15 protein-coding genes are annotated in these 18,037 nt (G+C 71.8%); 8 read left to right on the forward strand and 7 right to left on the reverse strand.

Features of this window, described 5'->3' with window-relative positions:
* Positions 1 to 47: 47 nt before the first annotated feature.
* From R9X44_RS13445 to R9X44_RS13455, 3 genes are all read right to left on the reverse strand, one after another.
* A complete protein-coding gene (locus R9X44_RS13445; protein WP_319814444.1) occupies positions 48 to 1,628 on the reverse strand; it encodes a Na+/H+ antiporter in 1,581 nt (526 codons plus the stop codon).
* 124 nt (positions 1,629 to 1,752) lie between these two features.
* The gene (locus R9X44_RS13450) at positions 1,753 to 3,171 is read right to left on the reverse strand and encodes a cytochrome P450 (RefSeq protein WP_319814445.1); all 1,419 of its coding nucleotides are present in this window, start codon (positions 3,169 to 3,171) and stop codon (positions 1,753 to 1,755) included.
* A 170-nt stretch (positions 3,172 to 3,341) separates the two neighbouring features.
* The gene (locus R9X44_RS13455; RefSeq protein ID WP_319814446.1) at positions 3,342 to 3,998 is read right to left on the reverse strand and encodes a helix-turn-helix domain-containing protein; all 657 of its coding nucleotides are present in this window, start codon (positions 3,996 to 3,998) and stop codon (positions 3,342 to 3,344) included.
* 134 nt (positions 3,999 to 4,132) lie between these two features.
* Between R9X44_RS13455 and R9X44_RS13460 the strand changes: the two genes are divergently transcribed.
* The 6 genes from R9X44_RS13460 (at position 4,133) to R9X44_RS13485 (ending at position 11,004) form a co-directional block, all read left to right on the forward strand.
* Positions 4,133 to 5,686 carry a bifunctional 3-(3-hydroxy-phenyl)propionate/3-hydroxycinnamic acid hydroxylase gene (locus R9X44_RS13460; protein WP_319814447.1) on the forward strand — a complete coding sequence of 518 codons (1,554 nt, stop codon included), beginning with the start codon at positions 4,133 to 4,135 and terminating at the stop codon, positions 5,684 to 5,686.
* Positions 5,687 to 5,715: 29 nt separating this feature from the next.
* Complete coding sequence (locus R9X44_RS13465; RefSeq protein ID WP_319814448.1) at positions 5,716 to 6,624, forward strand: VOC family protein; 909 nt, start codon at positions 5,716 to 5,718, stop codon at positions 6,622 to 6,624.
* Between the two features lie 27 nt (positions 6,625 to 6,651).
* Positions 6,652 to 7,497: an alpha/beta hydrolase gene (locus R9X44_RS13470; RefSeq protein WP_319814449.1), complete on the forward strand. Its 846-nt coding sequence runs from the start codon at positions 6,652 to 6,654 to the stop codon at positions 7,495 to 7,497.
* Between the two features lie 27 nt (positions 7,498 to 7,524).
* Positions 7,525 to 9,273: an FAD-dependent monooxygenase gene (locus R9X44_RS13475; protein ID WP_319814450.1), complete on the forward strand. Its 1,749-nt coding sequence runs from the start codon at positions 7,525 to 7,527 to the stop codon at positions 9,271 to 9,273.
* A 144-nt stretch (positions 9,274 to 9,417) separates the two neighbouring features.
* Entirely contained in the window at positions 9,418 to 10,179 is a 762-nt protein-coding gene (locus R9X44_RS13480) for an isochorismatase family protein (protein WP_319814451.1), read from the forward strand.
* Between the two features lie 150 nt (positions 10,180 to 10,329).
* On the forward strand, positions 10,330 to 11,004 hold the full coding sequence (locus R9X44_RS13485) for a hypothetical protein (protein ID WP_319814452.1): 675 nt from the start codon (positions 10,330 to 10,332) through the stop codon (positions 11,002 to 11,004).
* Between the two features lie 51 nt (positions 11,005 to 11,055).
* Here the strand turns inward: R9X44_RS13485 and R9X44_RS13490 are convergent, their stop codons facing one another.
* From R9X44_RS13490 to R9X44_RS13500, 3 genes are all read right to left on the reverse strand, one after another.
* Positions 11,056 to 11,643, reverse strand: a complete 588-nt coding sequence (locus R9X44_RS13490) for a Type 1 glutamine amidotransferase-like domain-containing protein (RefSeq protein ID WP_319814453.1) — start codon at positions 11,641 to 11,643, stop codon at positions 11,056 to 11,058.
* Positions 11,644 to 11,823: 180 nt separating this feature from the next.
* Positions 11,824 to 12,762 (reverse strand): ATP-binding cassette domain-containing protein, encoded by a 939-nt coding sequence (locus tag R9X44_RS13495; RefSeq protein WP_319814454.1) that lies wholly within the window; start codon positions 12,760 to 12,762, stop codon positions 11,824 to 11,826.
* Between the two features lie 17 nt (positions 12,763 to 12,779).
* Entirely contained in the window at positions 12,780 to 13,412 is a 633-nt protein-coding gene (locus tag R9X44_RS13500; RefSeq protein WP_319814836.1) for a DUF4097 family beta strand repeat-containing protein, read from the reverse strand.
* 56 nt (positions 13,413 to 13,468) lie between these two features.
* On the opposite strand from R9X44_RS13500, the gene R9X44_RS13505 reads away from it, so the two are divergent.
* Together R9X44_RS13505 and R9X44_RS13510 are read left to right on the forward strand one after the other, a co-directional pair.
* The gene (locus tag R9X44_RS13505) at positions 13,469 to 14,077 is read left to right on the forward strand and encodes a GbsR/MarR family transcriptional regulator (protein WP_319814455.1); all 609 of its coding nucleotides are present in this window, start codon (positions 13,469 to 13,471) and stop codon (positions 14,075 to 14,077) included.
* A 141-nt stretch (positions 14,078 to 14,218) separates the two neighbouring features.
* Positions 14,219 to 15,838, forward strand: a complete 1,620-nt coding sequence (locus R9X44_RS13510; RefSeq protein ID WP_319814456.1) for a hypothetical protein — start codon at positions 14,219 to 14,221, stop codon at positions 15,836 to 15,838.
* A gap of 40 nt (positions 15,839 to 15,878) precedes the next feature.
* Here R9X44_RS13510 and R9X44_RS13515 read toward each other — a convergent pair whose 3' ends face one another.
* Positions 15,879 to 17,951: a hypothetical protein gene (locus R9X44_RS13515; RefSeq protein WP_319814457.1), complete on the reverse strand. Its 2,073-nt coding sequence runs from the start codon at positions 17,949 to 17,951 to the stop codon at positions 15,879 to 15,881.
* Positions 17,952 to 18,037: the final 86 nt, after the last annotated feature.

An 18,037-nucleotide genomic window follows, 5' to 3' on the forward strand; every position in this document is an offset into this window, starting at 1 on the left:
ACATGTAACGGACATAGGTCGGGTGCGGGAGGTTCCCGGTGGCGGGGTCAGTCCGAGAGGGGGTGGGGGGTCAGGCGGAGTTCCTCGATGTCGAGGAGGGACTGGATCTGGCGGAGGACCGTGTCGTCAATGCGGCGTTCGTCGCGGAGGCGCAGGACCGTGGCGCGTTTGCAGGAGACGAGGGCGAGACGGAGGGCCGTGTCGTCGCGCTTGCGGCGCAGGGCGGTGTCGGCCTCCTCGCCGTCGGCGTTGAGGACGGCGAGGTGGGTCTCGTATTCGAGGCGGAGCCGTTCGGCGACCTCGGGGCTGGTGCGCAGGTCCGCGACGAGATGCGGGAGCGCGTCGAGCGCCTCGGAGACCGAGAGGGTCTCGGCAAGACGGCGTTCCTCCCCCACGGCCAGGTCCTCGGGGAACCTCGCCCAGCGGACGACCGCGGGCAGCAGCAGCCCCTGCACGAGCACCGTGACGACGATGACCCCGAAGGTCACGAAGACGATCAGACTCCGTCCGGGAAAGGGCGCGCCGGAGGCGACCATCATCGGGATCGCCATCGCCGCCGCGAGGGACACCGCACCCCTGAACCCCGCGACCCCGCTGACGATCCGGGCCCGGTCGCTGATCCGCAGCTCATGCTGCTGCGGACGGCGGTCCAGAAGCCTGATCAGATACGACACGGCGAAGATGAACACCACCCGCACCGCGACGAGGACCGCGCACACCACGCCGATCAGGACGAGCCCGCGCGCGAGGTCGGCCGCGTCCAGCGCGCGGACGACGGTCTGCGCCTCAACTCCGATCAGCACGAAGAGCGCTGCGTTCAGGACGAACGCCGCGAGCGAGTAGAACGCCACGGTCTGGAGCCGGGTGGCCGCCCGCCCCACATGCGGTCCCGCCTGGCTCATGATCAGCCCGCACACCACGACCGCGAGCACCCCCGACGCCCCGACGAGCTCGGCCGCGAGGAACGCGGTGAACGGGACGAGCAGCATCGCCACGCTGCCGAGGATCGCGTCGGCGATCCGCGCCCGGACCTGCACGCCGACCTTGGCCGTCACGATCCCGACGAGCACGCCGCCGACGTAGGAGACGAGGAAAAGCCAGCTCACGTGGGCCGTGCTAAGGCTCTCCTCCCCCACAGTGATCCCTACGGCGAGCCCGTAGACGACGAGGGCCGTCCCGTCGTTGATGAGGCTTTCGGCGCGCAACGCCGTCATGTACCTGCGCGGCAGGATGCGGGCGAGCGCGCCCACCGCCGTGGCGTCGGTCGGCGCGACCGCCGCGCCGAGCACCCAGGCGGGCCCCCACGGCAGCCCGAACCCGTGCGCGACGACCGCGACCGCCCCCGCGGTGACGATGACCAGGACCGTGCTCATCAGCACGATGCCCCGGAGATACCTGCGGATCTCGCGGGGCGACGTCGTCAGGCTCTCCCAGTACAGCAGCGCGGGCAGGAACAGCAGCAGCACGGCTTCAGGCGGCAGCCGCACGTCCCGCAGCGCGGGGACGAAGCCGAGCGCGATCCCGCCGAGCAGCAGCACGATCGGCGGGGCGACGCCGAGCCGGTCGGCGGCCGCCGAGCAGACAAGGACGGCGAAGCCGAGCGCGACGACGAGTTCGAGGCCGAGCACCCGTCAGCCTCCGCGCCCGGGGCGGCTCGTGGTCGGTGGCATGCGGCACTCCCTCGGCTCTCCCTGAACGCCTACCCCTGCCGGGTGGGGCGCGGGTCGAGCCTGGGCAAAGGGAGCGGCGGGGTCAATCCGGGGTGTCGCGGCGCATCGCGCGGACGAGCCTGCCGAGCAGGCCGCGGCTCACCGAACGCCGCGGCTTGCGCTCGGCGGGCGTCTCCTCGGCGACGGGCTCGGCGCGCGGCGCGGCCGGTGCGGTCGGGTGCAGCCGGAACCTGACGGGCAGCGCGTGCAGCGCCCGGACGGCCGGGGAGCGCCGCCACGGCAGCTCCTCGGGCGGGACGGCGAGTTCCAGCGCGGCGAGGCGGTCGAAGAGCCGCTCGACGGCGATCGTCACGAGGGTCATCGCGAGGTCCGCGCCAGGGCAGCGGTGCGCGCCCGCGCCCCAGGCGAGGTGCGCGCGCGAGCTGAACACGCCGGACGGCTGGCGCGCCCCGGCGAACGACGGGTCGCGGTGCGCGCCGCTCACCGACAGCAGCACCGGGTCCCCGGCCGCGACGGTGACGCCGCCGAGCACGGTGTCGGCGGTCGCGTAACGCAGGCTGAGGTGGGAGTTGGGCGGTTCCGCGAGGATCGCCCGGTTCACCGCCTCGCGGACGAGCCCGCCCGCGAGCGCGGCCCGCGCGCCTGAGTCGCCGCTGACGACCTCGAGCACCGTGGTGCAGACGAGCGCGGCGGCCATGTCGCCGAGATGGATGACCAGCGCGGTCATGTCCCCGGCGATCTGCTCGTCGGTGAGGCTCGGGCCCGCCGCCTCGATCATCAGGGACGGCAGGTCGTCGCCGGGCGCGGACCGCTTGGCCGCGACCGCCGCGGTGACCTGCGCGGTGACGCGGCCGAGCGCGGCGGCGGAGTCGGGTCCCATGTCCATGGTGCGCCACACGTCGAGGAGCAGTTCCTCGGTGACGGACTCGACGCCGATCATCTCCTGGCAGAGCATCAGCATCAGCGGGCGCGCGTACTGGGCGGCGAGGTCGACGTCGCCGGTCGTCGCGCCGTCGGCGAAGAGGTCGACGAGCTCGTCGGCATAGCCTCGGCAGCGTTCCTGGAGGTCGCGGGCGTGCTGGTGGGTGGCGTCCTGGAAGGGCGGCAGCGCGGCGAGCCAGGCGCCGCGCCGCTCGCTGTGCCGGGCGCCCTCCTGGAACAGGACGCCGTCGGATTCATGCGGCACGAGCAGCGGCCAGTCGCGCGGGACGCGTCCCTCGGCCCTGGCCCGCCAGTGCCGGATGTCCTTGCTCCACGTCCGGTTCCGGTTGTGCAGCACGTCGAGGACCTCGCGGTAGCCGAGCACGAGCCAGACGGGCACGCCGAGCAGGTCGACCGCCGCGACTGGCCCGTGCCGCTCGCGCAGCCCGTCGACCACGAGGGCGTGCCGGTCCACGAAGTCGGGGGTCACGAGCGGTTCGAGCGCGCTCGCCGTGAGCCCTCCGCGCAGGTCACGCACCTTGGCCGCACTGAACCTGTCGCTGCTCTGGCCGGTCGGCATATATCTCCATCGTGCCGCCCCGCGGTGCGTCGGCGGCGCGCGGCACAGCCCTGGCCGGACGTCAGACGCTCTCCCGAGGCATGGTCTCTGACGCGTCCGAACCTAGCAACAATTCCGCATTAAGGGGCTTTACCGACAAGTAGCCCTAGCCCGCCATTTCCGATATCGCCCTAAATGGGTGATTCTTCGGCTTGGCGGAGGGCCGCGACGCGGTTCTCCGCGAGGGCGGACATGGCCTCGATGAGCAGGTCCATTTCGGCGTCGGTGGTGCGGCCCGGGTCGGTCTGGACGGCGATGAAAGCGCCGTCGAAGAAGGAGACGCCGACGCCGGCCAGGGCCTCGGCGAGGGCCGCGGCGATCTCCTCACCCTCGGGGGCGTAGGCGGAACTGATCATGTTCCGCATGTGGACGAGGCCCTCGATCCGGACGTCGTCGACGATCTTGGAGACCTCGGGGGCCTCCTCGCTCAGCCGCAGCAGGATGAACAGCCGCAGGAACTCCTCGCGCGAGGTGAAGACCCGGCCGGTGCGGCGCAGGTACCAGGCCAGGCGCTCGCGCGACGTGCCGCCGGGCGGCAGCTCGGCGTGGCCGCGGTCAAGGTCGTCGAAGAACGCCCGCGCGCCGCGCTCCATCACCGCGGCGAGCAGGCCCGCCTTGGAGTCGAAGTGGTGGTAGATCGCGCTTTTGGGCAGCCCGGCCTCGCGGGCGAGGTCGGCGAGGCTCGCGGCCGCGTAGCCGCGCGCGGACATCATCCGGGAGGCGGCGTCCAGGATCTCCTCCCGCGAGCGGCGGCCCCGCTTGTTGAGCGCGTGTTTGGGGGTCTCCACGCACCGAAGTCTAACGGGGCCTTGACAACCCGGCGTCCGACCACGTTAGCTGTGCCACACCAAGTTTTGGACCGGTCGTTCAGTACAAAACTTGGATCAACCGCTCCTCCCACCCCCACGAGAGCAGCACAGTCATGAACGAGACCCACACCACCGGCGCGTTCGACGCGGACGTCGCAATCATCGGCTACGGGCCCAGCGGGGTCGTCGCCGCCAACACCCTCGGGCTGCACGGCGTCTCCACGATCGCGTTCGAACGCGATCGCGAGATCCACCCGCGCGCCAGGGCCGTCACCGTCAACGACTGGACGATGCGGATCTTCCAGGCGCTCGGCCTCGACGGCGTCCTGAAGAAGGACATGGACGCGATGCGCGCCCTGCGTTGGATCACCTACGACGGCGCCGAGCTGCTCGGCGTCGGCTTCCCGCCTTCGTCGCTGGGCGGAGGCACCCGCTTCTACAGCATCTACCAGCCCGTCATGGAGTCCTCGCTCCGCGCGGGGGCCGAACGGTTCCCCGAGCACGTGTCCGTCAGGTACGGGGCCGAGGTCGTCGGCGTCGCACATGACGCGACGGGCGTCACCGTCACCGCGCGGGACGAGGCGGGGACGGAAAGCTCGGTGCGCGTCAGGTACGTCCTGGCCTGCGACGGCGGAAGCAGCCCCACCCGCGCGATGATCGGCGCGCGCCTCGAGGGCGGCACGATCGACACGACATGGCTCGTCGTGGACTGCCGCGTCAGGCGCTGGTGGCCCGACCGGAACCTGCTGACCTTCTGGTGCGACGCCGAGCGGCCCGTCGTGGACATCGCGCTCGCCCTGGGCAACCACCGCTGGGAACTGCCGCTGCGGCCCGAGGAGTCGCCCGCCGACTTCCCGACCTCCGCCGAGGTGTGGCCACTGCTCAGGGACATGGGGATCACCGAGGACGACGTCGAGATCCACCAGCACGCCTTCTACAGGCACCACTCGCGGATGGCCGACCGCTGGCGCGCCGGACGTGTCTTCCTTGTCGGGGACGCCGCCCACCTCATGGCCCCCTGGGCGGGCTCCGGCATGCAGTCCGGGATGCGCGACGCCTACGACATCTCGTGGAAGCTCGCCCGGGTGTTGCGCGGCGATCTGCCCGAGTCGTTCCTTAATACCTACGAGGCCGAGCGGCGGCCGAACGTCGCGATGTTCATCGAGATGTCCGAGGAGCTCGGCAGGATCGTCAGGCTCGAACTCGGCGAGGCCGAGATGGCCGCGCTGACCGCCGCCCCGCCGGAGGGCGAGCCCGCGCCCGAGCCGCCGCTGATCCAGCCGCCCGTCCTCGCCGGGGGCTGGCTGCGCGGGCCCGTCGGCGACGGGGTCGTCGGGCGGATGCTGCCGCAGCCGTCGGCGGCCGACCCGCGCGGACGCATCGCCCGGCTTGACGACCTCCTCGGCGACGGCTTCGTCCTGCTCGGCGACGAGATCGACCCGCGCGACCTGCTCAGCGCCGAAGAACGCGCCGGATGGGACGCCCTGGACGCCCGTTACCTCACGGTCCGTCCGGTCGACAAGGGCACCGAGACGGACGCGGAGATCGTGGACGTCGACGGGGTCCTGTGCGGCTGGATGCGCGGCTTCGGGGTCCGTGCCGTCGCCGTCCGGCCCGACCGGTTCGTCGCCGCGTGCGACGCGCACGGCCTCGCCGTCCCCGCCTGACCCCACCCACCCTCAGAAAGGAACGTTCCATGGCACGGGTGAAAGAACTCGCCTACACCGTCTACGAGGTCAGCGACCTCGCCGACTGGGAGCGCTTCGCCGTCGAGCTGCTCGGCATGCAGACCGGCGAGCGCACCGCCGACACGCTGACGCTGCGGATGGACCACAAGGCGCACCGCTGGATCTGCGAGCGGGGACCCGCCAACGACCTCGCCGCCACCGGCTACGCGGTCGCCGACGAGGCCGACCTTGCCGAACTCGTCTCGCGGCTGCGTAACGCGGGCGTCCAGGTCGCCGAAGGGGACGCCGCGTTGGCGGCCGCCCGCAAGGTCGAGCGGATCGCCGTGACGGCCGACCCGTTGGGGAACCGGATCGAACTCGTCGTGGGGCTTGCCGACGCCGCGACGCCGTTCGCGTCCGAGCGGCTGCTCGGCGGGTTCGTCACCGGGAAGGGCGGCGCGGGCCACTCGGTGCTCACCGAGCAGGAGGCCGAACGCGCGACGCTGCTCGCCTTCTACACCGACTTGCTCGGCTTCCGCGTCAGCGACTTCATCGAGGAGGAGGTCGCGCCCGGGATCGTCGCCAGCGTGGTGTTCCTGCACTGCAACGAACGCCACCACTCCCTGGCCTTCGCCGGGATGCCGTTCCCCAAGCGCATCCACCACTTCATGGTCGAGGCCGACAACATGCTCGACGTCGGGCGCGCCTACGACCGCTGCATGGACGCCGGGCAGCAGTTCGAGATGACGCTCGGGATGCACCCGAACGACCGGATGTTCAGCTTCTACGTCCGCACGCCGTCCGGCTTCAACGTCGAGTTCGGCTGGGGCGGCCTCGTCATCGACGAGTCCACCTGGGAGGTCGAGCACTTCGACCGGCTCAGCTCCTGGGGGCACCGGCCGCCCGAGGTCGTCAGCGAACTGCTCCGCCAAGCCTGACCGCAGCACCGAGAAAGGAACCGAACGATGGCACTGACCAAGGGCGACGCCGCCCGGACCGTCCAGACCAGGGACTGGAAGCTGCGCTACTACGAGGCGGGCTCCGGCCACCCGGTGATCCTGCTGCACGGCAGCGGCCCCGGCGCGACCGGCTGGAGCAACTTCTCCGGCAACATCGAGGCGCTCGCCGAGCACTTCCACGTCTACGCCGTCGACATGCCGGGCTGGGGCGACTCCGACGCCTGTACCGTCGAACGGCTCGACCATGTGGAGGCCGCCGTCCAGTTCATGGACGCGCTCGGCATCGCCAAGGCCGCGTTCGTCGGCAACTCCATGGGCGGGCAGACGTCGCTGCGCCTCGCCGTCAAGCACCCCGACCGGATCTCCCACCTTGTCACGATGGGGCCACCGCTCAACATGGGGCCGCGGCTGTTCAGCGCGGGCGACGGGCCGTCGGAGGGGCTGAAGGTGCTCGTCCAGGCTTACCGTGACGCGAGCCCGGAGAACATGCGCCGCCTCGTGGAGATCATGGTCTACGACAAGGCGCGGTTCGCCACGCCCGAGCTGTGCCAGGCGCGGTCGGAGGCGGCGCTGGCCCGTCCGGACCACCTCGCCAACTACGTCGAGGGGCTGCCGAAGGGCGCGCCGATCCCGAACTGGGTGCGGGTTGAGGACCTCGCGGGGATCGGCGTTCCTTCGCTGTTCATCCACGGGCGCGACGACCGCGTCGTGTCGTTCGAGCACTCGCTGACGCTCACCGCGCACGTGCCGGACTCGCGGCTCGTCCTGCTCAACCGCTGCGGCCACTGGGCCATGATCGAGCACGCCGAGGAGTTCAACCGCCTGGTCACCGACTTCGTCCGCCACAGCTAGCAGCTCCTCCACCGAAAGGAACCGACCGTGTCCACCCCTTCTCCGGTCGCCGAAACCGAAGTCCTCATCGTCGGCGCGGGCCCGGCCGGCGCGAGCGCCGCCGCGCTGCTGGCGTCCTACGGGATCTCGTGCGTCGTCATCAACAAGTACCCGGGCGTCGCGAACACGCCGCGCGCCCACATCACCAACCAGCGGGCCATGGAGGTGCTGCGCGACCTGGGCCTCGAGGAGAAGGCCACGGCCGCCTCGACGCCGCAGCGGCTCATGGGCGAGCACGTCTACGCGACGAGCCTTTCCGGGCGCGAGTTCGGGCGGCTGCGCACCTGGTACACGCATCCGCACTTCCAGGCCGAGCACGACCTCGCCAGCCCGTGCTCGCTGTGCGACCTGCCGCAGGACCAGCTTGAGCCGATCCTGATCAACGCGGCCGCGTCGCGGGGCGCGTCCGTCAGGTTCAACACCGAACTCGTCGACTTCACCCAGGACGCCGACGGCGTCACCGCGCTCGTCGCGGACCGGGTGACCGGGGCCAGGTACGGCATCCGCAGCAAGTACATGATCGGCGCGGACGGCGGGAACTCGCTGGTCATGGAGAAGCTCGGGCTTCCGCTCGTCGGCGCGATGGGGGGCGGCGGGTCCGTCAACATCGTGTTCGAGGCTGACCTGACCCGGCTTGTCGAGCACCGTCCGGGTGACATGTACTGGTTCCTCCAGTCCGGCGCGGGCCACGACGGGCTCGGCATCGGCGTCCTGCGCATGGTCAGGCCGTGGAACCGGTGGATCGGCGTGTGGGGCTACGACGAGGCCGCCGGCACGCCCGAGCTGACCGACGAGGACGCCGTCGCCATCGCGCACCGGCTCATCGGGGACGACACGATCCCGGTGAAGGTCGAGTCGGTGTCGATCTGGTCGATCAACCACGTGTACGCGACCGACAACATGGCGGGGCGGGTGTTCTGCGCGGGCGACGCCGTCCACCGGCACCCGCCGATGAACGGGCTCGGGTCGAACACGTCGATCCAGGACAGCTACAACCTGTGCTGGAAGCTCGCGCTCGTGCTGCGCGGGCAGGCGTCCCCGGCGCTGCTCGAGACGTACCGGGAGGAGCGCGTTCCCGTCGCGGAGCAGATCGTCAAGCGGGCGGGGGCGAGCAACGCGCTCATCCCCGCCCTGTTCCAGGCGCTCGATCTGCCGGCCGCGCCGGACGAGCACTCGATGGCCCGGGCCGTCGCGGCGCTCGAGGCCCCCACGGCCGAGGGGACGGAACGCCGCCGCGCGTTCGAGAAGGCGATGCACGCGACGCTGATCGGCTTCAACGCGCACGGCGTCGAGACCAACCAGCGGTACAGCTCCCGCGCGGTCCTTGACGACGGCGTCGCCGAGCCGCCCGCGTCGCGTGACGAGGAGCTGTACTACTACGCCTCGACCCACCCCGGCCGCCACATCCCGCACGTCTGGCTCACCAAGGACCAGCACCGCGTCCCCCTGTTCGACCTGTGCGGCAAGGGCGTCTTCACCCTCCTGATCGGCCCGCGCGGCGAAGCCTGGCGCGAGGCCGCCGCCAAGGCTTCCGCCGACCTCGGCATCCCCCTCCAGGTCCACTCCATCGGCCTCGGCTGCGACTACGAAGACAGCTACGGCGACTACACCGCCCTCCCCGCCATCACCGAATCCACCGCCCTCCTCATCCGCCCCGACCACACCATCGCCGCCCACCCCGCCGACCCGGAGACCCTCACCGCGACCCTCACCGCGCTCCTCCACCCCACGGCGTGACCCCCGGGGGGCTCCTTCGCACCTGATCGCGAAGGAGCCCCCGACTCCTCACCCCGACGCACACCCTGTGTGGTTGCTCGATTACAGATTTGTCATACTGTGGTCGGCGGGCACTGTAGCTCGCGCCGGAATCGAGGAGCTCCCATGGACACGCGTCCCGACGACGTCGTCAGCCCGATCACCGACGGGGTCCTGCCCTGCAAGTCGACTCCCGAGGAGGCCAGGGCGGCGGGGCGGGTCCCCTACGTCAAGCCGACGCCGGACAAAAGCGTCATGCTGCTCATCGACCATCAGATCGGGCTGCTGAGCAGCGTCCGCGACTTCTCCTCGCTGGCCGCCCTGCGCGCCAATGTGCTCGGCCTCGGCCGGATCGCCAAGGCGCTGCGCATCCCCGTGCTGCTCAGCTCGTCCAACGCGCACTGGCAGAACGGCGACACCATCCCGGAGCTGAAGGACCTGTTCCCCGACGAGCCGATCCACCGCCGCACCGGCATCATCAACTGCTACGAGGACCCGAGCTTCCGCGCCGCCTTCGACGAGCTCACCACCCGGACCGGCCGCAGCCAGGTGATCATCGCGGGGGTCACCATCGGCACCTGCGCCGCGATGCCGACTCTGGCGATGCTCAACGACGGCTACCAGGTCTTCCCCGTCATCGACGCCTGCGGCGCGTGGAACCACTACGAGGCCGAGGCCGCCACGGCCCGGATGGTCCGCGCGGGCGCCGAACCCGTCACCACCTTCGCCCTGGGCTGCGAGCTCCAGGCCGACTGGAAGCTCCCCACCTCCAACGACATGCTCGACCCCTTCCTGAAGGACCTCCCCGAATACGGCTACGTCATCCAGGGGTTCTGGAACAACGCCAACGGCCACACCGTCCCCGACCCGTTCGGCCAGGTCACGTAACGGGCCCGAGCCGCCCCTGAGGGTCCGTCCGCCCGCACGGCTCGAACTCCTGGGAGGGGCGCACCGGGTGGTTTGTCCGGAACGCGCGTATTTTCCTGTCGGTCTATAGGGTGATCATGACCGGTTCGGGACGATGGCTGAGGGAAGCGAATGCGCGTACGGATCATGTCGGTGGGGATCGTCGGGGTCGCTGTGGCCGGGTTGCTGGCCGGGTGTGGCGGTGGGCGGGAGCCGGAGGCGGGCACGCCGCCTGTGGAGACGCAGCCGCCGGTGGGGGCCGCGCCGGTCGCGACCGAGGCGGTTCCCGGGCAGAGCGCCGCGCCGGAGGTGGGGGCGGGGGCCGACGCTGAGGCGCAGCTCACCGAGCCGGGGACCGAGCTCAAGGTGGGTGAGCGCGCGGTGATCCGGGTCAACAGCGGCGGGGAGTTCGCCATCGTCGGGCTCACCGTCACCGCGATCAAGCCCGCCGACCGTGAGGTGTTCGCGTCGAGCCTCGGGTCGAGGATCAAGGCAGCGAAGCTCGACCCCTACCTCATCCGCTACACCCTCGACCACGTCGGCGGCAAAGAGGGCTTCCGTATCCTGACGCCGACGCTCGAGATCACCGGCCCGGACGGCGCCGACGCCAGCTCCGGCAGGCTCGTGTTCCTGAAGCGCATGCCGAACTGCGAGTTCACCCACCCCGACTCCTCATTCGCCCCGATCGGCGCCACCCACGCGGTCTGCCGCGTCCAAGCCGCCAAGAAGGGCACCCCCGTCACCGGCGTCAAATACAACGCCGCCGACGGCGGCTACGCCACAACCCCCCTCACCTGGACCAACTAACCCCACCCCACCCCACCCCACCCCACCCCCCTGCCCCTCCGCGCCACGCCGTCAAACAGAGGCAACAACCCGATGCCCGCACGGCGCAACAACGACCGCTTCCGCATCAGAGATCGCGAGGACGGGGTGGGGGGTGAGCGGGCGGGGCGCGGGGCGTGGCCGGTCGCGGTGCGGAAGGACGACGAAGGGGACGAGGTTCAGCGCCGAAGCGGTCGCGGGGCTTCCGGGGTCGGAAGGATCGGACAAGGGCGTGATGTCCGGGCCTGCCAGAGTCGCGCCCGCTGAGATTCCGGCGTAGGCGGTGCGGGCGGCGGTGACGGCTTCGGTGAGGGGGGCGGTGATCCCGGTGCGGTGGACGTGCTGGAGGAGGTAGAAGGCGTAGCCGCCGGTGAAGTAGACGAGGTCTGCGGTGTCGAGGGTGCGGCGGGCGGCGGTGGGAGTGGCGTCGGCGAGGTCGAGCGTGGTGACGGTCAAGTTCAGGGAGCGCAGCAGGCGTTCGGTGGCGGGGACGAAGGGTGCGGAGGGCATGGGGCGGGCGGCGGTGGGGATCAGGACGGCGTTGCGGACCGGGAAAGGGAGAGCTTGGAGCCAGGTGGGGAGGGCGGCGAGTTCCGCTGAGCCGAGGAAAAGGTGCGGCATCGGTCGGTCTTTCGAAGCGGGTGGGCCGCCCGGTTGTGGGGGGCGGCCTTGGGTGGGGGTGGGGTCATTGGTTGGTGAAGGTGGTTTTGGAGTGGAGGTGGGAGAGGGTGGCGATAGTTAGGCACCAGGTGGTGGCGGTGGCGGCGCTGGTGTTGATCGGGGTGCCGGTGAGGAGGCCGCTCATCGGGGGGTCTCCTTCGGTCGGCCGGTGAGGGTGAGGAACACGTCGTCGAGGTCGGGGGTGTGCACGCGCATCTCGGCGACGTCGATCGAGCGGGCGTCGAGCGCGGCGAGGAGTTCGCGGACCGCACGGACGCTCCCGTCGCCGGGCACCTGGAGGGTGAGCGCGTCGGCGTCGGGGACGCCGACGCCGAGCGCGGATACCGCCGCGTCAAGGAGCGCCGCGTCGGCGAAGGTGAGGGTGATGTGGCCGCCGGGGATGAGCCGCTTGAGCTCTTCGGCGGTGCCCTCGGCGATCAGCCTTCCGTGGTCGAGGAGGGCGATTCGGTCGGCGAGTTCGTCGGCTTCCTCCAGGTACTGGGTGGTGAGGAAGATGGTGACGCCGTCCCTGACGAGGTCGCGCACGATCTGCCAGAGCGCGCGGCGGCTGCGCGGGTCGAGGCCCGTGGTGGGCTCGTCAAGGAAGATGAGGCGCGGGTCGCCGACGAGGGTCATCGCGAGGTCGAGGCGGCGTTGCATACCGCCCGAATAGGTGGATACCGGCTTGCGGGCGGCGTCCACGAGGTCGAACCGCTCAAGCAGCTCCGCCGCCTTGCGCCTGCCCTCGCGTCTCGGCAGATGGTGGAGGTCGGCCATCAGGATGAGGTTCTCCTCGCCGGTCAGCAGCCTGTCGACCGCCGAGTACTGGCCGGTGACGCCGATCGCGCCGCGCACCTCGTCGGCCTCGCGGACCAGGTCGTGGCCCGCGACCCTGACGGCTCCGGCGTCGGCCCGGATGAGCGTCGACAGGATCTGGACGGTCGTGGTCTTGCCCGCGCCGTTCGGGCCGAGCAGGGCGAAGACCGTGCCTTCGGGGACGGTGAGGTCGATGCCGTCGAGCACCGTCTTGTCGCCGTAGGACTTGCGCAGGTCTTGGGCGGCGATCGCCAGGGTCGTCATGGGGGGCTCCTCGGGGGTCAGAGGCTGCGGGCGGTGATGTCGCCGTGGGCGGTGGTGGCGTGGATGTCGAGCCCGGTGGCGCCGTCGTTCTTGAGGCCGTTGCTGACGCGGCCGTGGCCGGTGCCCGCGTCGAGCGCGGCGGAGACGCCCGCGGCCGCGGCGATCGTGATGTCGCCCGACTCGGTGCGCAGGACGACCGCGCCGCCCGTCGCCTCGGCGATGCGGATGTCGCCCCGCCGGTTGGTGATCTCCGAGGGCCCGGTCAGGCGGCCGATCTCCACGTCGCCTTCCAGCGCGCTTAGCCGGACGGCGGCCGCCTCGTCAAGCTTGATCTGCTGGTAAGCGCCCTCGAAGACGACGTCGCCGAGCCGTCCGACGCCGCGGAGCTCCGCGGCGTCCGACGTGCCCTCGACCCGGGACCCCTCGGGCAGCCGGACGGTCACCTCGACGGCCCCGGACGGGCCGAGGCCCTTGGCCGCGGGGGCCTCGATCCGCAGGACGCCGTCGGCGTACTCGACGGTCGTCTGCTCCGCGGCCCTGGCATCACGGGACTTGGCGGGGTTCGCGGGCCGGATCTCGACGGCGGTGTCGGCACGGTCGGCGGCGATGAACTCGACGCGTCCGGCGGGGAGGGTGACGACGGCGGTGATCGGGGCGGCGGTGGGGAAGGCTCGGTCGGCCGACCTCGACCGTCACCCGCGAGGTGATGCGCAACGGCGGCCCGACCGCCTACCGCGCCGACCTCGCCCACCGCGCCACCGAACGCCGCACCCGGCGCAGCGGCAAGGCCGCGCCGCGCGGCCCGCAGGACGCCCCGCAGCCCTACGGACGCGACGCGGAGGCGGTCCGCGAGTTCGAGGAGCGGCTCACCACGATCCTCATGGTCTCCGGCCTGCCGAAGATGATGGCGCGGGTGATGGCGTGCCTGTACGTCACCGACTCCGGCAGCCTGACCGCGTCCGAACTCGCACAGCGCCTCAAGGTCAGCCCGGCGTCCGTCTCCAAGGCGATCACGTTCCTCGACAACCTCGACCTCGTCCGGCGTGAACGCGACGAACGCCGTCGCGAGCGCTATGTCGTCGACGACGACCTGTGGTACCAGGCGATGATCAGCAGCGCCAGGTCCAATGACGAGTTCGTCTCGGCCGCGCGCGAGGGCGTCACCGTCCTCGGCCCGGGCACCCCCGCCGCCACCCGCCTGGAGAACGCCGCGCGCTTTCTCGACTACGTCACGGAAAGCCTCATCCGCGCCGCGGAAAAGTCCCGCGCCATCCTTTCCAGCAAACCCGCACCCGCACCCACCGACCCAGAATAGCGACGGCGTATTCGCTTTAGCGGCGGCGTTCAGCGAATCCGGCGATGCGCTCCTTCGAGGACGCCGGTAGGGTGTGGGACGGTCCCGGCGTCAGGACGCGGTGCGGGCGGACCGCCCGGGACTCGGAGTCCGGGAGCCGCGATGGACGGGCGAGGTCAGCGGGTCATGCCGCTCGATCCTGCCTGGACCAGCGTCGGAACAGACCGTGTCGTGCTCGCGGTCGTGCACAACGTCACCTCGCTCACCCGGCTCCTCGACGTGGTCGACCTCCTCACCGACGACTTTCGCGTGCAGACCGTCTTCACCTGGACCAGGTCCTCGGTCTTCACCGACGGGGTCGCCGAATTCCTCGCCGACATCGACGCGATCTGCATTCCCTGGGAAGAGGCGAAAAGCGCGAAGTTCGACCTGGCGATATCGGCGAGTTACGGCGGCGAACTCGCCGCCCTGAACTGTCCGCTCCTCGTGATATCCCATGGCATGGGCTACAACAAATACCTGACGACGACCGATGTCTTCGGTTTGTCGCGGCCCTGGCTCACCCATGGCGGCGCGGTGGTCCCGTCGGCGATCGTGCTGTCGCATCCCGAGCAGCTGCTGAGGCTGAAGGAGGACTGCCCCGAGGCCGTCCCCGTCGCGGTGCTCGCGGGCGACCCCTGCCTCGACCGGATGACCGCGAGCCTGCCCTGGCGCAGAAGGTACCGGCAGGTCCTCGGCGTGCCCGAGGAGGCGCGGCTCGTCGTCGTCACCTCGACGTGGGGCAGGAACTCGCTGTTCGGCGACGACCCCGGCCTGCTCGGCCGTCTCACCGACGAACTGCCGCTTGACGAGTACCGCGTCGCCGCGGTGCTGCATCCGAACGTCTGGCACGGGCACAGCGCCTGGCAGGTCCGCACGTGGCTCGACCGCGCGCGCAGGTCGGGCCTGCTGGTGCTGCCGCCCAGGGACGGGTGGCGGGCCGCGCTCGTCGCCGCCGACGTGGTGATCGGCGACCACGGCTCGGTCGCGTTCTACGGTGCCGTGCTGGGCCGTCCGCTCCTGTACGCGACGTTCCCGCATGACGACGTCGACGTCCGCTCGCCCGTCGCGCGCCTGGGCGTCCGCGGCCCGAAGCTCGACCGGACGACGCCGCTCGCCGACCAGCTCAGGGCCGCGATCCGCGACCACAGTCCCGACGCCTACGCCGAGATCCTCGCCGAGGCGACGTCGGCACCGGGCGAGTCGGCGGGCCTGCTGCGGAGCGAGCTCTACCGGCTCATGCGCCTGCCCGAGCCGCAGTCCGCCGCAGCCGTCCGACGGGTCCCCGAACCGACCGTCCCCTTCGCCGAACCCACCGCCGCACTCGTTTCAGCGGCCTGGCGCGACGGGGTCGTCGCCGTCCGCCGCCTCCCGCCCACCGCCCCGATCCCGCCCGGCGCGCACCTCGTGGTGGACGACGCCGAGGACAACGCGCGCCTGTTCGAACTCGCCGACGTCCTCACCTGCCGCGCCGACCGGCTCACCGACGACCCGGAGACCTGGGCCCGCGCGGCCCTCGCGGCGCGCCCGTCGGCGGTGCTGGCCTGCGCCGAGGCTCCTGAGGGCTCCCTTGTCGCGGTCCGGGACGGCGGGTGCGTCATGGTCCGTGGCGGTCCCCCCGCGCTCCGCCCCTCCGCCGTCCACGCCTGGCTCGCCACCGGCGGCGACGAACACGACATCCCGGACACATGCCTCGTCCGTGCCGGGGAGGCGTCCCACCGGCTGCGCTTCACACCCCGCTGAGCTCGGCGATCCGCTCCTGCACGACGGCGGCCCTCGGGTGCTAGCGGAACCTGAGGTTCTCCAGCGCGAGGCTCAGCCAGCCGACCGCCCCGGACACGTCGCCGCCCCGCTCGGCGAGCGCGCCGACAGTCTCCAGCCCCCGGACGACCTCGGCCGGGCTCTCGTCGGCCCGCAGCAGCTCCAACGCCTCACGCAGCACAACGGCGGCCTCGGAAAGGAGCCCCGCCCTGATCCTCGCCTGGCCGAGATCGATGAGCGTCTTGCCCAGGTTGTAGGGGTCGGGCAGCGCGCGGAACCCGTCGCACGCGATCCGCAGGTGCTCCTCGGCCCTGCCGTGCGCGGCTGTCGCGCTCAGGGCGCGGCCGAGGTGCCGGTGGGCGAGGGCGATCGCGCGCGCGTCCCGCAGGTCGGCGGGGAGCGCGAGGTTGACGGCGAGGTTCTCCTCGAACGCGGCGAGGGCCTCGGCCGCGGCGTCGTCGTCAAGGGTGACGAGGGCGGGCAGTAGTTCGGCCCCGCTGCGCGCGAGGTGCGCGAGCCCCAGCGACTCGACGGCCGTGGCGAGGCCGCGCACATGCCCGATCGCGGCGTCGGCCTCGCGGGCGGCGGCGAACTCGACGGCGGCGTCCTCGACCCGTCCCGCGAGCAGGTGCGCGAACCCGAGGCCGCAGCGCATCCGTCCGAGGAACCTGACATCCCTGCCCTCGCGCCGCAGCTCCTCGGCGGAGCGGACGCCGAGCGTGTACAGGGCGCGCCAGTGGTCGTAAGGGCGGCGTTTCAGGCAGACCGCCCATTGGGCTTCGGCGAGGCGGACGACGAGTCCGTGCCACTCGCGGTCCGCTGCGGCCTGGGCGGCGGCGAGGATGACGTCGAGTTCGGTCTCCAGCCAGGCGATCGCGTCGTGCTCGGTCATCGGCGGCTCAGTGCCCCGGTACCCGTCGTAGTGCTCGCCGAGCCACCAGCGGCGGGGCATCGCCGAGTAGTCCGCGCGCACGCTCGCCCGCAGGTAGCCCTCCAGGACGCGCCTCAGCGCCGCCTCGCGTTCCGGCTCGGGGACGAGTTCCGCGAGATGCGCCGCGACGCCGAGGCTCAGCCGGAACCCGGTGTCCTCACGCCGCACAAGGCCCGCCGCGACGAGTGCGTCGAGCGCCGCCCCGTCCTGGACGCCCGCCGCCGCGCGGACGGTCTCCGCGCCGAAACGCCGTCCGACGAGCCCCGACAGTGACCGGTAGACCCGGGCGGCCTCGGGGTCGAGCTTCGTGTAGGCGCTCTCCAGCAGATCCGCGACGTCCGAACCGTCGGCTCCCGCCGAGTGCGTCCGCCTGGCGAGTTCCGCGACCAGCCCCGCGACGGACTGCCCGAGCGCGAGCTGCATCCCCGCCGCGAACGCGCGCGACGGGTTCCCGGCCAGCGCCGCCACAAGGTCGCCCGCGCGCGGTTCGGCCGTGAGGTCGACGCCGGAGACCTGCGCGACGAGCTCATGGACCGCCGCGTCCGCCATCCGCCCGAGCGCCAGCGGGACCGACGCCCGCAGCACCCCGTCGAGCCCCCGTGACGTCACGACCATGATGCTCCCGGGCGCCTCCGGCAGCAGGGGCCGCGCCTGGGACGCCAACGCGACGTTGTCGAGGAAGACGATGGACGGCACCCCGTGCGTCCTGGTCCGGAAGAGGCCGGTCAGCCCGGCGAGGTCGTCGGGCAGATCCTCGGGGGCCTCCCCCATCAGCCGGAGGAACCTGCCCAGCGCCTCCTTCGCCGTGGCGGGACCCGTCTCGCCCATGTCCGCGTACAGGTGCGGCCCCGGCACCTCCGCGGCGAGCCGCCTCAGCCACTCGGTGACGAGTTCGGTCTTCCCCACGCCCTCCGGCCCCACGCACACCACAACAAGCGGCACATTCCGCGCGACCGCCCGCTCCCGCGCCGCGTTAAGCAGCGCGAGCTGATCTTCCCTGTCCGTGTAGTGCAGGCTCCGCGCCCCGAGCATCCGCGGCAGCGACCGCTCACGCCGCTCCTCGGGCAGATGCAGATGCATCCCCCCGTAGACATCGCGGAACTGCACAAGAGTCCCGACAGTCTCGGCCTCGACCCGGTTCTCGATCCGCTCGCCGTCCGCCACAACCCCTCCTCCACCCGAACGCCCTAGCCCGACCCTAACGACCCGCTCCGCCACCCGCACCCACTCCACCAACCCCACCCAGGCGG

The organism is Actinocorallia sp. A-T 12471 (genome assembly GCF_033875155.1).
In the GTDB taxonomy this organism is placed as follows: Bacteria; Actinomycetota; Actinomycetes; order Streptosporangiales; family Streptosporangiaceae; genus Actinocorallia.